The organism is Burkholderia sp. BCC1988 (genome assembly GCF_905339895.1).
GTDB lineage: Bacteria > Pseudomonadota > Gammaproteobacteria > Burkholderiales > Burkholderiaceae > Burkholderia.
The window spans coordinates 25245-39071 of record NZ_CAJPHA010000032.1; the positions used below are offsets into that span (position 1 = coordinate 25245).

General features: G+C 64.5%; 12 protein-coding genes. 5 read left to right on the forward strand and 7 right to left on the reverse strand.

Going from position 1 to position 13827, the window contains the following annotated elements:
• The first annotated feature begins 230 nt into the window (after positions 1-230).
• A complete protein-coding gene (locus tag U4012_RS32380; RefSeq protein ID WP_321803743.1) occupies positions 231-761 on the forward strand; it encodes a YbhB/YbcL family Raf kinase inhibitor-like protein in 531 nt (176 codons plus the stop codon).
• A 16-nt stretch (positions 762-777) separates the two neighbouring features.
• Here the strand turns inward: U4012_RS32380 and U4012_RS32385 are convergent, their stop codons facing one another.
• A complete protein-coding gene (locus U4012_RS32385; protein ID WP_321803682.1) occupies positions 778-1527 on the reverse strand; it encodes an SDR family NAD(P)-dependent oxidoreductase in 750 nt (249 codons plus the stop codon).
• Positions 1528-1637: 110 nt separating this feature from the next.
• Here U4012_RS32385 and U4012_RS32390 point away from each other — a divergent pair, with 110 nt between their 5' ends.
• Both U4012_RS32390 and U4012_RS32395 read left to right on the forward strand, forming a co-directional pair.
• A complete protein-coding gene (locus U4012_RS32390; protein WP_321803684.1) occupies positions 1638-2522 on the forward strand; it encodes a LysR family transcriptional regulator in 885 nt (294 codons plus the stop codon).
• A gap of 430 nt (positions 2523-2952) precedes the next feature.
• On the forward strand, positions 2953-3948 hold the full coding sequence (locus tag U4012_RS32395) for an alpha/beta hydrolase (protein ID WP_321803686.1): 996 nt from the start codon (positions 2953-2955) through the stop codon (positions 3946-3948).
• A 218-nt stretch (positions 3949-4166) separates the two neighbouring features.
• Here the strand turns inward: U4012_RS32395 and U4012_RS32400 are convergent, their stop codons facing one another.
• The gene (locus tag U4012_RS32400) at positions 4167-5891 is read right to left on the reverse strand and encodes an ATP-binding protein (protein WP_321803688.1); all 1725 of its coding nucleotides are present in this window, start codon (positions 5889-5891) and stop codon (positions 4167-4169) included.
• A gap of 205 nt (positions 5892-6096) precedes the next feature.
• Between U4012_RS32400 and U4012_RS32405 the strand changes: the two genes are divergently transcribed.
• Entirely contained in the window at positions 6097-6318 is a 222-nt protein-coding gene (locus U4012_RS32405) for a hypothetical protein (RefSeq protein WP_321803690.1), read from the forward strand.
• Positions 6319-6599: 281 nt separating this feature from the next.
• Here U4012_RS32405 and U4012_RS32410 read toward each other — a convergent pair whose 3' ends face one another.
• Positions 6600-7550 carry a helix-turn-helix domain-containing protein gene (locus U4012_RS32410; RefSeq protein ID WP_321803692.1) on the reverse strand — a complete coding sequence of 317 codons (951 nt, stop codon included), beginning with the start codon at positions 7548-7550 and terminating at the stop codon, positions 6600-6602.
• A 265-nt stretch (positions 7551-7815) separates the two neighbouring features.
• Here U4012_RS32410 and U4012_RS32415 point away from each other — a divergent pair, with 265 nt between their 5' ends.
• Complete coding sequence (locus U4012_RS32415; protein WP_321803694.1) at positions 7816-9303, forward strand: NAD-dependent phenylacetaldehyde dehydrogenase; 1488 nt, start codon at positions 7816-7818, stop codon at positions 9301-9303.
• 86 nt (positions 9304-9389) lie between these two features.
• Here U4012_RS32415 and U4012_RS32420 read toward each other — a convergent pair whose 3' ends face one another.
• From U4012_RS32420 to U4012_RS32435, 4 genes are all read right to left on the reverse strand, one after another.
• Positions 9390-10481 (reverse strand): porin, encoded by a 1092-nt coding sequence (locus U4012_RS32420; RefSeq protein WP_321803696.1) that lies wholly within the window; start codon positions 10479-10481, stop codon positions 9390-9392.
• Between the two features lie 207 nt (positions 10482-10688).
• The gene (locus tag U4012_RS32425; RefSeq protein WP_321803698.1) at positions 10689-11411 is read right to left on the reverse strand and encodes an SDR family NAD(P)-dependent oxidoreductase; all 723 of its coding nucleotides are present in this window, start codon (positions 11409-11411) and stop codon (positions 10689-10691) included.
• Complete coding sequence (locus U4012_RS32430; protein ID WP_321803700.1) at positions 11389-12510, reverse strand: 2,3-butanediol dehydrogenase; 1122 nt, start codon at positions 12508-12510, stop codon at positions 11389-11391. The genes U4012_RS32425 and U4012_RS32430 overlap by 23 nt, the downstream gene beginning before the upstream one ends.
• Before the next feature lies 1 nt (position 12511).
• Positions 12512-13822 (reverse strand): MFS transporter, encoded by a 1311-nt coding sequence (locus tag U4012_RS32435; RefSeq protein WP_321803702.1) that lies wholly within the window; start codon positions 13820-13822, stop codon positions 12512-12514.
• Positions 13823-13827: the final 5 nt, after the last annotated feature.

Below are 13827 nucleotides of genomic sequence, written 5' to 3' on the forward strand. Positions count from 1 at the left end.
ATGTCGACGGCCGATGCGGAAGGAGTCCGTACTTCGTCGGGCGAACGCACACAAGCGAGCAAGGTGATCTGGGCGGGGTGGCGTGCGCGCCGGCACCCTGGCAGCGCAAGTGTCGTCTCGTCTCGACCCGCTCGGCCGGATCGTTCTCACCTCCTGCAGAAACGCCCTCCTTTTCAACGGAGCACACCTTGAGATTCAACTTCTTTACGCGCTCGACCCTCTGCTCTGCAATGCTCTTGTCGATCGTGCCGACGATCGCTGTCGCGGGCGCGTTCTCCGTTAAAGTCGATCGCCTGAACCGTGGCCGGTTCGTGAACGAACAGGTCTACGGCGGCTTTGGCTGCCACGGCGACAACGTCTCGCCACGCATTTCGTGGTCCCATCTTCCTCACGGAACGAAGAGCGTCGTCGTGACCATTCACGACCCCGACGCCCCGACAGGCGGGCTGGGCTGGACGCATTGGGGCGTCGTCAATATTCCGGCGTCGGAGGCGTCGATCGAAAAAGGCGCGTCCGGCAATCCGAAGCGGATGCCGGCGGGTGCCATCGAAACGCTGACCGACTTCGGGGCGGCGAAATACGGCGGGCCTTGCCCGCCTCAGGGGGAGTCGCACCGATACATCGTCACGGCATCGGCGCTCGCCGTGCCAAGTATCGACGTGAACGCCACATCGAGCCCGGCCCTCGTTGCCTATCAGATGCACGGAAAGGTGATTGCGCAGGCACGCTACGTTGTGAAGTATCACCGAGCGGCGGAGTGAGCGCCCTGGCGAGAGGTCAGCGCAGCGACATCCCGCCGTCGACATTCAGGTTCACGCCGTTGACGAAGCTCCCTTCGCTGCTGACGAGAAACAGTGCGGCGCGAGCCAGTTCTTCCGGGCGGCCGAAACGACCGAGCGGGATGCTGTCCGCGACGGCCGCCTCGAATGCCGGTCGGTCAGCGGATTCGATACCGAGCTTGGAAAGAATGGGCGTGTCGGTGGGACCGGGACTGATTACGTTGACCCGGATGCCGCGGGTATTGAATTCGAGCACCCAGCTGCGGGCAAATGCTTCGATGGCGGCCTTCGTTCCCGCATAAACGGCATGGCCGTCGAACACTTTGGAACTGGCGATCGAACTCGTCAACAGGATCGCTCCGCCGTCGCGCATGTGGGGCGCGATCTTTTGCACACCGAAGAACACGGCTTTGGTATTGGTGACGAAATGATCGTCATACGACTCGACGCCCACCTGGCTCGACGGTGCGATCGTATTGACGCCGGCATTCGCGACGTATATGTCGGCGCCGCCGAACCGTTCGGCCACCAGGGTTGCGACGCGATCGTGCGTTCGAAGATCGGCGAGATCTCCTGTCAGTCCCGTCGCGCGATTTCCGAGTTCGGCCACGGCCGCGGTCACGGCCTCGGAGCGACGGCCCACGATGACGACGTTTGCGCCTTCCTCGACGAACAGCCTTGCCGTGGCATACCCGATTCCACTGTTGCCACCCGTAATGACGGCAACCTTGTTTGCGAGTCGATTCATTGAAATCTCCGTTGTTTCGCGCCGATCTGGCGTATGGCGCCAATATAGTCCGGGGAATTCGAGCGCTGTAGTCATGCAACGGAACTATCAATTTTGCCGAAGAGTCACGAATGGCATTCGAGAAATTCAGCGGTCTTCCAGCGTTCGTGAGGTCGGTCGAGGCAGGTTCGTTCACGGCCGCAGCACGGTCGCTTGAAACGACGCCGTCCGCCGTGTCGCGGAGCGTCGCAAGGCTGGAGAAGCGGCTCGGCGTAACGCTGTTTCAGCGGTCGACGCGGGCGTTCGTCCTGACGAGCGAAGGGCAAACATACTATGAGCGCGTTGCGCCGCTCATGCGAGGTCTCGAGGATGCGAGCGACGTTCTGACGACGCCCGAAAGAGCAGTAGGAAAGTTGCGCGTGAGCCTTCCGGTCGATCTGGGGCGGACCCTGCTGGAGCCGATCACGCGGGAATTGATGGGCAGCAATCCCGAATTGTCACTCGAAGTCAACATCAGCGATCGTCACGTCGATGTGATCCGTGAGGGCTTCGATATCGCCATCAGAGCCGGGCGCGCCGTCGACAGCAGGCTCTACGCGCACACGCTGATGAGCCTGCCGCTGGTGCTCGTGGCTTCCCCGAACTATCTGCACAAGCATGGCATGCCCAAGGGAAAGGACGATCTCGTTGCGCATCTTCATGTGCGTTACAAACTCGACGGACGCGTCGTACCGATCGTTTTTGCCGACGGAACGAGCATCCCCATCGATGGCATATTCGATGCCGACAATGGTGATGCGATGAGAGTGGCTGCATTGAACGGACTCGGTATCGCCCAGATTCTGAGAACGGCAGTACAGCCTGATCTCGATTCCGGCCGGTTGACAGAGGTGCTGCCTGACGTGAAGTTGAGTGCGGTGCCGGTCATTGCGCTGCACGCATTCGGAAAAGGTTTGCCCGCCCGCGCGAGAATATTCATCGATTTCGTCTCGCAACAGCTCGCTCGATCCAGATAGCGCGAGAAGGAACATGGGCCGACATGAATGAGACGCTCAAATTTGGCCGGCGAGACAAAATCGTCGAGTGATTCCTGTCGAAATGCGTGAGGTGCGGATATTCGGCCAGGCGTCTGCTCCGGCGTCAAAATCTCGATGGCCGACCGCGTTCATCTTCACGCCGCAATCCCCCACATCTCCTGGTCCGGGCGAGGGCATGTTCCGACGCGCGGATTGGTGCTGTTTGAACAACACCGTGAGCACTTCTACGTAGCTACCGCCGGGTTAATGGCCGTCCTACGATTCCCGCCATATCGAGCAAACATGATCGCGAGTTCCAATCTCCTCGTGAGCGCGTGCTTGTAACTGAAATTCGCCAACGGCGCGGCGGGTTCGTCTGGCCGATCGATCGGCCGGCATGACGATTTCTTTCACAACAGGAGCATATTGCATGAAGCCTGATTCTCACCTGTCTCCCGACGATGCCAGCCGTCGAGGTCTGATGCTGGGCGGTGTTCTGGCAACCGTCGCTGCCGTTGTACCGGCTGCAGCGGACGCAACGACTGGGCGCTTGTCGAAGTCCACTGCGGTTTCCGGCGCGGGGAGAAATCAATCGGCGGACAGGATCATCACCAGGGACGGCGTGGAAATTTTCTACAAGGACTGGGGACCGAAGGACGCTCCGGCAGTCACGCTCAGCCACGGCTGGCCCCTTAGCTCGGATAGTTGGGACAACCAGGCATTTTTCCTTGCGTCGAACGGCTTCCGGGTGATTGCTCATGACCGGCGTGGGCATGGAAGATCAAGCCAGCCGTGGGACGGCAACGACATGGACCACTACGCCGACGACCTGGCTGCCGTCATTGACAGGCTGAACCTCAAGAACGTGACGGCGATCGGCTTTTCGACCGGAGGGGGCGAAGTCACGCGGTATATCGGCCGCCATGGTGGCTCGCGTGTGACGAAAGTCGGCCTGATCTCGGCCGTTCCGCCGTTGATGCTCAAGACTCCCGCCAACCCGCAGGGGGTACCGATAGAGGTTTTTGATGCCATCCGTTCGGGGATGGTGGCTGACCGGTCTCAGTTGTTCAGGGAGATTGCCAGCGGCCCGTTCTATGGCTTCAACCGTCCCGGCGCCAAGGCGTCTCAGGGGATGATCGACTCGTGGTGGAGCCAGGGAATGATGGGAGGCTTCAAGAACACTTACGACTCGGTGCGGGCATTCTCGGAAACGGATTTTTCTTCGGACCTGAGCAAGTTCGACATGCCGACGCTGATCGTGCACGGGGACGACGATCAAGTCGTGCCGGTCGACGTCGGCGGGCGCGCCACGAAGAAACTGGTTCCGCACGCCATTCTGAAGATTTACAAGGGGGCGCCGCACGGTTTGACCGAAACGCACAAGGCGCAGCTCAACCAGGACCTTCTTGCGTTCCTGCGTAGTTGACCGGGACGAGGACCTGTCGACCAGGGACCGCTCGCCGCATTGATGTCGCAATGAAGCCGGTGAAGGGCGTTCCTGATGATCGGTCGGAAACCGGGAACCTCGAATGAGGCGTCGGTGGTCGATCGTTTCAATATCCAAACCGCGAGCCCGCATGGACTGACACCGCTTCAGAGTACGTGGCACCTTGCGGGCGAGTGGCGGCGCTTCAAGGAACCGGATCAGGCACCGTCCTGTATCGACGAGACACCCGGCAACGTCAGGATGAACGTGCAGCCTTCGCCCGGGCGGGTATGCAAATCGATGTTGCCGCCATAGCGCTTGGCGATCGTCTTCACGAAAGCCAGCCCGAGACCGGCGCCCGAAGGGTAACGAGGCGGTTCGACTTGCAGGCGTTGAAATGGCTCGAACAGACGTTGTTGGGCTTCGGCCGATATGCCGGGCCCGTGGTCTGCAACGGAAATGGCGTAGCCATGTTCGACGCCGGTCAGGCGCACGGTTACCGTCGCATTGCCAGGACTGAACTTGATGGCATTGCTCACGAGATTGACGACCGCGCGCATCAGCAGGAAGGGTTCCACGCGTGCGATGCAGACCTCGTCCCCGACGTTCACGTCGAGCCGGATGCCGCGCGCTTGAGCGAGTGCCCACAGTTCGTCGATCGCATCGAGTACCACGCTGCCGATATCCGTTTCCACCAGTGACCAGGTCGGTGCTTCGGCGCGCGCCAGCAGAACGAAGTCGTCGGCCAGTGCCAGCGTACGGCGCGCGTACGCGGCAATTCGATCGAGCAGGTCCTTGGCGGGCGGGGCCGGTTCAGCGGCTCGCTGAAGATCGATCAACGCGAGAATCGATGCCTGAGGCGAGCGCATGTCGTGGGAAATGAAGTGCAGCCATGCCTCCCGGCGCCGCTCCGCCAGGCGAATCTTCGTCACGTCGAGCACGAACCCGATCGTTCGCTGGGTCACGCCGTCTTCATGCTGCGGATAGGCGGTGGACTGAACCCATCGAATCTCGCCGTTGGGCTGAATGACGCGATACTCGACGCGATAATCCCTGCCGAACGAATTGAATTCCTCCGCGGTCCGAGTGACCTTCATCGCCTTGTCGACGTCGTCCGGATGAATCAACGCGCGAAACTGGTCGATCGAGGTAATCGCCGTCCCGGGAGCGTGGCCCATGATTCGATGCCAGTTCTCGTCGCAGTGCAGTGTGTCCGATGCGATGTCGTAGTCCCAGATTCCCAGTCCGCCGACGCGGGCCGCGATGGCCAGCCTTTCTTCGCTTCGCCGAAGCAGATCGAGCGCCACGCGCTCGCGCGTCACGTCTCTCGAAACACACAGAATGGCGGTCGTTTTTCCATCGGCGTCCAGGATCGGCGTCAGCATGTTGTCCCAGTATTGAACGTCGCGCCCCGGACGCTCGCTGCGCCCGGGAAACCTGCCGAACACACCGTTCCTGGCGGATTCGAGCGCGACATTTCCGTCGGGCCACACGTCTTCGGGCAGGAGCGGCAGCCACGGCATACCGAATCCCGAGTCTTCGTCGACGCCCAGCGCCTGGCATCCGGCGCGGTTCATGTGCAGCACGTTGCCTGTCGGCGAAATCAGTTTGATGCAGTCGATGCTGATATTCAGCATGTCCGTCTGTATCGACGTGTGACTCTTCAGTTCGATTTCCTTGGCCTTCAGGTCATGGATATTCGTGCAAGTGCAGAGCCATCCGTCGTCGACACGGTGAAGGTCGACGGTGAACCACTGGTCGATGCCGTGGGAACCCGCCAGCCGGCACTCCAGCGTTTCGTGTACCGAGCCGGGTTGCGCCGCGTGAAGTGTCGACTCGGCGGTGCAGCGGTGCTCCGGATGGATCAACTCCGTCCATTGGAGTCGATACGTGGCCTCGGCGGAGCGATCCGCGTAGGCAAGCCATGCATCGTTGATGCTCACGACCCGCCCGTTCTCGTCGAAATGGCATGCCGGTGTCCGAAGGACATCGATCAGGCGGGCAATCCTGAGACAGTCGGGGCGTGCGGGGGCTGTTTCGTCGGGCGAAACAACAGGAGATTCCGTCTTCGAACGTGTGGGGGGCGCAAGGTCCGGGCCGTCTACGTTGCATGCGCAAGAAATTTCATTTTCAAGACGAAATCCATTCATGTTTGTTACATTCCATGCATCGCTGACACGCTTCCAGAATGTCAGACATCAAATGATGCATCAATGGGTAGTCAGCACTATGGATTGGCACCGTAGTAGTGCATATTATTTTCGAGTGATGGAATCAGGTGAAGATGCGGAGCTCATCGAGTGGAAGTTGGGCCTGATTGAATCTCATGTTGCACATAGTGTCGGCCTCAAGCGTCGCATTGAATGCTGATCATGTTGAATGACTTGTGCGGAGGCCGGACGGGGCGATACGCGTGGTGTCGCCGATTTTTTGCAGTAACGGACCGTCGAGCCGACACGCTGGAATCGCAAGTGGACGATCGCATGTGCGTTGGCCGACGTCGTCGAACCGTGCCGGGATGACACGAATGCACGTGTGGTCGACACCGGGCGGCGATGCCAGGTTGCGGATGATGCATACTTCCCCGGGGCACGCGAGCGTCGCCCTCGAGATCGTTCATCGAAGCCGCTGCAGTTCGCGGCGATCCCGCTTCACGCCTCCGAAATACCGCGACATGCGACGCGATACGCCCCGGGGCTGCATCCGAACCGTGCCTTGAACGCGCGCCCGAAATGCGTGATGTCCGAGAAGCCGCACGCGATCGCCAGCTCCAGCAGGTTGCGGTTGGGATCCGCCGGATCCTCCAGCGCACGCCTGCTCGCCTGCAGCCGGTATTCCTGGATCAGGCTCTGCGGCGTGCGCCCGGTCGCGGCCAGCGCGCTGTACAACGTGCGCCGCGACACGTTCAGCGCACTCGCGAGCTTGTCCGGCGACAGGTCGGGATCGCTGTAGTGATGCGACAGATGGATTTCCGCATTCATCCGCAGCGTCGCGCTGCGCGCATCGGCGCCGCTCAGCGAATCGCTCGCCTCGCGGCGGATCACCGAATCGAGCAGCATCAGCGTCGACTGCTCGAAGCCGAACAGGCTTTCCGGATCGTTCGGCACCTGCCCGTCCATCAGGTAATGGATCGATTGAAGCGCCAATTGCGCATTGCCGACGGTTCGACGGACCTGCACGCCCGCGCGCTCCACGAACCAGCGCCACATCGTGCCGCTTCTCGGCGGCGTCAATGCCGCGACGAAGCGCGACGCGTTCGCCGATTCGATCATGTACGGCTGCGTCGCATCGTAGATCACCCACTCGCCGGGATTGACCGTCGACGCCGCGTTGCGCTGCGTGACGCGGCTTTGTCCGGCGATCTGGAACAGGATCTTGTAGCAGTCGCTGTCGGCGCGCGACGCGAGCGAGCGGTCGCGATCGACGCGGATCGCGGTGGTGTCGACCTCGGCCATCCGCAGGCCGCCGACCGTGGCAACCCGCACCGACATCCGGAACTGCGGGCCGGTGTCGTGAAAGACCAGCGGCAGGAAGCTGTCCGCGATCAGGTCGCGCAGATTCACATCGCTGTTGCTGGCGTCGACGACGAGTTCGTGTGCCATTGCCGGAAGAGGGAGAGGGCCGGGGAATGCGTCGAGCTTAATGCATTCGGCGTGGACGCGGGGGCGAAACGCAATCATCGTCGGCAGCGGCGACTTTCAGCGTCAACGGTGGTTTCCACAGGGAAACCGTTGCGTCGCACCGATCTGCACGCTGAAGCCAAAAGTGTGCACGCAACGCCGATCCGCGTGCGCGACGCGTCCCTAGAATCGAAGAGAGGCCGGCAAGTCGGGCCTTTCACTCAATTCGAATTCCGGAGGGATACAGATGGCACTCGTACGGATGCTGGACGAAGTCAGCGCGTTTCTCGCGCGCGAACACGGTCACTACATCGACGGCCGGGCGGTAGCCGGCCGCGGCGAGCGGATCGACGTGCGCGATCCGTCGACGCGCGCGGTGATCGGCTCCGTCGCGCAGGCGACCGACGACGACGTCGAGGCCGCGGTCGCGTCGTCGCATCGCGCGTTCCGCGGCGAGTGGGCCAGCCTGACGCCGGCCGATCGCGAGCGCATCCTGCTGCGTTTCGCCGACCTGATCGACGCGCACGGCGAAGAGATCGCGCAGATCGAAACCGCGCAGTCGGGCAAGCTCATCGGGCTGTCGCGCGTGATCGAAGTCGGCTGGTCGGCTCGCTGGCTGCGCTATTACGCGGGCTGGGCGACGAAGATCGCGGGCGAAACGCTCGCCCCGTCGTTCCCGAGCATGAACGGCGAGCGCTACACGTCGTTCACGCTGCGCGAACCGCTGGGCGTCGTGTTCGGGATCATTCCGTGGAATTTCCCGGTGATGATCCCGGTATGGAAATTCGGCGCGGCGCTCGCGACCGGCAACACGGTGCTCATCAAGTCGTCGGAGTTCACGCCGCTCACGATGCTGCGCATCGCCGAACTGGCGACCGAAGCCGGCCTGCCGCCCGGCACGCTCAACGTGATCAACGGCACGGGCCAGGTCGGCGCGAAGGTGATCCGCGATCCGCGCGTGGCGAAGGTGTCGTTCACGGGGTCGGTGCCGACCGGCCGCATCATCGGCGCGGAGGCCGTCAACGCGAACTTCACGCGTTTCACGCTCGAACTGGGCGGCAAGAACGCGGCGGCGTTCCTGCCGGATACGCCGGTCGACAAGATCCTCGACGGCATCGTCGAAGCCGGGTTCCTGCATAGCGGGCAGGTGTGCGCGTCGGCGGAACGCTTCTTCGTGCATCGCGCGAAGTTCGACGAGGTGGTCGAGAAGATGAAGGCGCGCCTGGACAGCTTCCAGCCGGCCGACCCGATGGACGACGCCGGGATGATCGGCCCCGTCTGCAACGAGCCGCAGTTCCGCAAGTGTCTTGACGCGTTCGAACTCGCGCGCACGGAGGGCGATACGATCGTCACCGGCGGCGGCGCGTATGCGCGTGACGGCTTCTACGTGAAGCCGACGATCGTGCTGCCGCGCTCGCTGGAATCGGCTTCGTATCGCAAGGAGATCTTCGGGCCGGTCGGCGCGTTCGTGCCGTTCGACGACGAGGAAGAACTGATCGCGATGATGAACGACACGCCGTTCGGGCTGACCGCGAGCCTGTGGACGAACGACCTGTCGAGGGCGCTGCGCTACGTGCCGCGGATCGAAGCCGGCACCGTGTGGGTGAACATGCACACGCTGGTCGACCCGGCCGTGCCGTTCGGCGGCGCGAAGGGCTCCGGTATCGGACGCGAGTATGGCTCGTCGTTCATCGACGCTTATACCGAGCCGAAATCGGTGACCATTCGCTTCTGACGGCTTCGCTTCTGACGACATGACCCGCCAACGGAAACCCGCCCGGCATCGACCGGGCGGGCGTTTCCGTTCAAGGCCGACATCAATCAAAACCGCGTACTGAACCCGATCCGCGCGACCGACTGCAGCGCGCCGCTCGACGCGCCGTTCGCATCCATCACGCCGTTGATCTGCGCGTTGCTGCCGTGGCTTGCACGCTGATGCACGCCCGCGACATACACCATCGTGCGTTTCGACAGCCAGTACTGGACGGCGGCCAGGAACTGGTGCGCATGCGCGTTGTCGAGCGTGTCGTTGCCCTTCATGTACGTGTAGCTTGCCCCGATCACCCAGACCGGCGACGGATGCCACGCGGCGCCGGCTTCCGCCGACCACGCGCCCGCGCCGTTCCACGCGTTGTGCACGGTCGTGAAGAGCGCCTTCGCCGTGACCGTGCCGAGCGTGTAGTGGGCGCCCGCGCCCCAGTTGCGCACGGTGGTGGCCGGCAGCCCGCCCGCCGCGCCGTACTTCTGGTTCGTATAGGCCGCGCCCGCGCCGAACGGGCCGTTGTCGTAGCTCGCGCCGACGCTGACCGTATTGTTCGCGCCGACCGATCCCGCGACGTTGCCGAAGCCGTACAGCGCGCCGAAGGTCAGGCCCGAGATCGACGCGCTCGTGTACTTCACGGAATTCGCGACGCGGTTGCTGCCCGCGACGCGATCCCAGTCGAACGCGCCGGTCGGGTTGTTCGGCAGCGCGAGCTTGTCGAACGGGCCGTTGCGAAAGCCGTACAGCCCGACGAGATCCTGCGCGATCTCGTTGCCGCTCGCGGCCAGCGCGTCGACCATGAACTCGTACTGGTTGCCGAGCGTCAGCGTGCCGTAGCGGTCGTTCTGCAGCCCGACATAGGCCGTGCGCGCGAACAGGCCGCCGCCGATCATCGATCCGTTCGCGAGCGAGAACTGATTGACGAGCCGGAAGATCGCGCGCGTGCCGGCGCCGAGGTCCTCCTTGCCCTCGAAACCGAGCAGGTTCGGGAAGAAGATGTTGTCGTCGAATTTCGCGTTGCCGTGGCCGCCTTCGTTGCTCACATAGCTGAGGCCGGCGTCCAGCAGCCCGAACATCGTCACGCTGCTCTGCGCGAACGATGCGGCCGGAATCGTGCAGGCCGCGAGGGCGAGCAAGGTCTTTTTCGTCATCTCCAAAGTGCTCCTCACATGTCCGGTCACGCCGGAATATTTTTGATGGGACTACTAATTGATATGAAGATAGTGAAGCGTGCAACGGTCGATCGGGTCGCGCCAGGAAACAGGACCTGAAAACAGGAGCCGGAGGCGCCACGCCGGCATTCCAACACGCGGACACCGGCGCACACCTCCTGCGCCGATGCCCGCGCGCCCCCGGCGCTAGACCGTCGAATACCCGCCATCCACCGGCACGATCGCGCCGGTGACGAACGATGCGCCGGGCGAGCACAGGAACAGGATCACGTCCGCGACCTCGTCGGCCGTGCCCCAGCGCGCGAGCGGCGTGCGATCGAGAATCCGCCGCGACGCCTGCGCGTCGGCCATCAGCCCGCTGCTGAGCGGCGTGTCGATCCAGCCGGGCGCCACGGCGTTCACGCGGATGCCGCGCTCGGCCCACGCCTGCGCGAGCGAGCGCGTCAGTTGCGCGATGCCGCCCTTGCTCGCGCTGTATGCCGGGCGATCCTTGCTGCCGAAGTACGTGTACATCGACGCGACGTTGACGATGCTGCCGCCGTTCGCCGACAGAGCCGGCAGCGCGGCGTCGGACGCACGCATCACCGACGTCAGGTTCACGTTCAGCACGAGTTCGAACTGGTCCATCCGGTATTCGTCGGCGTGCCGGCTGATGCCGACGCCGTTGACGAGCACGTCGACGCGCGACAGCGAGCGGATCAGCCGTGTCAATGCTGCGTCGTCGGTCACGTCGAGCGCCACGCAGCGGATGTCGGGATGCGCCGGCGCATGCGGGCCGGCGGCATCGAGCCCGAGCGCGACGACCGACGCGCCCGCTTCCGCGAAACGCCACGCGGCGCGCGCGCCGATGCCCGACGTGCCGCCGGTGACAACGACGGTCTTGCCGTCAAACGACCAGGGGCGGCTCATGTTCGATGCTCCCGACGGTGTGAACAGGGCGCGCATGCCGGCGCGATGGTGCAACCAGGATCTTGATCTGCGCGCGATCGGCGAGCAGCGCGTCGAAGCCGTCGGCGACGGCATCCTCGAGCGAGACGGTGCGCGTGACGATCGATGTGAGATCGAGCGCGCCCGACCCGATCAGCCGCAGCAGATCTTCGTACACGTGCCGGTAGCCGACGCTCGCCGTGAAAGTCAGCTCGTCGTTGACCGCGCGGAACGCGTCGAAGCCCGCGTGCGGCATAAGGCCGACCATCACGAGGCGGCCGCCCTTGCGCAGCCCCTGCATCGCCGCCTCGAACGTGGCCGGCAGGCCGGCCGCCTCGAAGCTCACGTCGACGCCGAGCCCGCCCGCTGCTTCGCGGATCGCGTCGCGCAGCACCGGGGCGTCGAGCGAGCGCGCGTCGAACGCGTGCGTCGCGCCGAAGCGCGCGGCCGCCGCGAGCCGCTCGGGCGACACGTCGACCGCGACGATGGTCGTCGCGCCCTGCAGTTTCGCGAGCATGATCAGCAGCAGGCCGATCGGCCCGAGCCCGAACACCGCGCAGGTGTCGCCGAGCCGCAGCTCGCCGCGCCGCAGCGCGTGCAGCGCGACGGCCGCCGGTTCAATCACCGCGGCCTGTTCGAGACTGACGTCGTCGGGCAGGCGGTGCAGCATGTAGGCCGGCACGACCGCGAAATCGGCCATCCCGCCGTCGCCCATCAGGCCGGCGAAACCCATCGATACGCACAGGTTGTACGACCCCGCGCGGCAATACGCGCACTGGTGGCAGTGATACTCGGGCTCGACCGCCACGCGGTCGCCGGGGACCAGCGTCGTGACGCCCGCGCCGACTTCGACGACGGTGCCGCAGAACTCATGACCGAGCGTCAGCGGCGCGGTGCGGCCGGACAGCGGATGCGGTGCGTGGACGGGAATCGCGTGCGGGCCGTCCGCGTATTCGTGCAGGTCGCTGCCGCAGATGCCGCAATACGCGACCGCGATGCGAACCTCGCCGGGCCCGGCGCGCGGCGTGTCGAGATCGACCAGGCGGATGTCGCGCGGGCCGTGCCATTGAAGTGCGCGCATGTCAGCGTCCTCCGAGGTTTTGCGTATCGAGACGGGGAGCGGCATCGGCGCGCGCGCGCTTGCGCAGCACCGCGGGCGCGGTTTCGACCAGGCCGAACGACAGCACGCACGCGAGGATCGCGCCGGCGGCCGACGTCCACATCGCGAACTGCAGGCCGTACTTGTCGGCCGCGAAGCCCGCGACGGTCGGCGCGACGAAGCCGCCGATCAGCTCGCCCGCGCCCATGATCAGGCCGAGCGCGCTGGCGATCGCGCGGGGCGGCACCGTTTCGGCCGGGATCGTCGCCATGAACAGCGTGAAGCAGCCGAGGCCGGTGTACGTGACGAACACGAGCGCGCCGAGCGCCCAGAGCGAATCGACGTGGATCATCACGACCGGGCACGCGGCGGCGATCAGCGCGAACGCGATCATCGTCGGCTTGCGGCCGATCCGGTCGGAGATCGCCGGCACCGCGAAGCCCCAGAACACCCACGCGGCGCCGAGGCACGTCATCACGACGCCCATGTCGGCCGGGGACAGGTGGCGGCTCTCGACGAGGAAGACCGGCGCGAACGAGATGATCACGATGAACCACGTGAGGAAGAAGCAGCTGATCAGCACGCAGAGCAGGATGTTGCGCTCCTTCAGCAGCGCCCAGCGGTCGATCGCGGTGCCGCCGACCGTCTGCGTACCGTGCGTGGCCGCGCCTTCGGCCTGGGCGTGCCGTACGCCGCCGGGCGGCACCTCGCGCACCCAGCGCCAGATGCAGAACGCGATCAGGAAGCCCGGAATGCACGACACGTAGAACGCCTCGCGCCAGCCGTAGGCGGTCGCGATGCCGATCACGACGGGCGGGCCGATCATCGCGCCGAGCAGGCCGGCGGCCGAGCCCTGCAGCAGGCCCATGTTCAGCCCGCGGCGGCTCGGCGTCGAGCTCTCGACCATCAGCGATTGCGACAGCGGCAGCACGGGGCCCTCGGCGATGCCCATCAGCGCGCGGAACGCGATCAGGCTCGCGAAGCCGCCGACGAGCCCCGACAGCGCCGAGCATACGGAAAAGCCGAGCACGGCCGCGATCAACAGCGGCTTGCGCGTGCCGCGCGCATCGGACCACGCGCCGGTCGCGGCGCCCGACAGCGCCCACGTGAGCGCGAGGGCGGACGACACCATGCCGAGCTGCGTGTTCGACAGGTGCAGCTCGGCCGACATGAACGGGAACAGGAACGACAGCGCGAGGCGGTCGAAGAACACGAAGCCGAACGTCATGAACAGGATCAGCAGCAGCCTGTTCTCGTACGTCCATGCGAGTTTGGGGGAAGGGCGGGATGTCATGGGCG

Bases quoted from the DNA above. Each gene is read 5' to 3' on its own strand.
- U4012_RS32380 (WP_321803743.1), top strand. From the start codon at position 231: ATGCTCTTGTCGATCGTGCCGACGATCGCTGTCGCGGGCGCGTTCTCC.
- U4012_RS32385 (WP_321803682.1), bottom strand. From the start codon at position 1,527: ATGAATCGACTCGCAAACAAGGTTGCCGTCATTACGGGTGGCAACAGT.
- U4012_RS32390 (WP_321803684.1), top strand. From the start codon at position 1,638: ATGGCATTCGAGAAATTCAGCGGTCTTCCAGCGTTCGTGAGGTCGGTC.
- U4012_RS32395 (WP_321803686.1), top strand. From the start codon at position 2,953: ATGAAGCCTGATTCTCACCTGTCTCCCGACGATGCCAGCCGTCGAGGT.
- U4012_RS32405 (WP_321803690.1), top strand. From the start codon at position 6,097: ATGTTTGTTACATTCCATGCATCGCTGACACGCTTCCAGAATGTCAGA.
- U4012_RS32410 (WP_321803692.1), bottom strand. From the start codon at position 7,550: ATGGCACACGAACTCGTCGTCGACGCCAGCAACAGCGATGTGAATCTG.
- U4012_RS32415 (WP_321803694.1), top strand. From the start codon at position 7,816: ATGGCACTCGTACGGATGCTGGACGAAGTCAGCGCGTTTCTCGCGCGC.
- U4012_RS32420 (WP_321803696.1), bottom strand. From the start codon at position 10,481: ATGACGAAAAAGACCTTGCTCGCCCTCGCGGCCTGCACGATTCCGGCC.
- U4012_RS32425 (WP_321803698.1), bottom strand. From the start codon at position 11,411: ATGAGCCGCCCCTGGTCGTTTGACGGCAAGACCGTCGTTGTCACCGGC.
- U4012_RS32430 (WP_321803700.1), bottom strand. From the start codon at position 12,510: ATGCGCGCACTTCAATGGCACGGCCCGCGCGACATCCGCCTGGTCGAT.
- U4012_RS32435 (WP_321803702.1), bottom strand. From the start codon at position 13,822: ATGACATCCCGCCCTTCCCCCAAACTCGCATGGACGTACGAGAACAGG.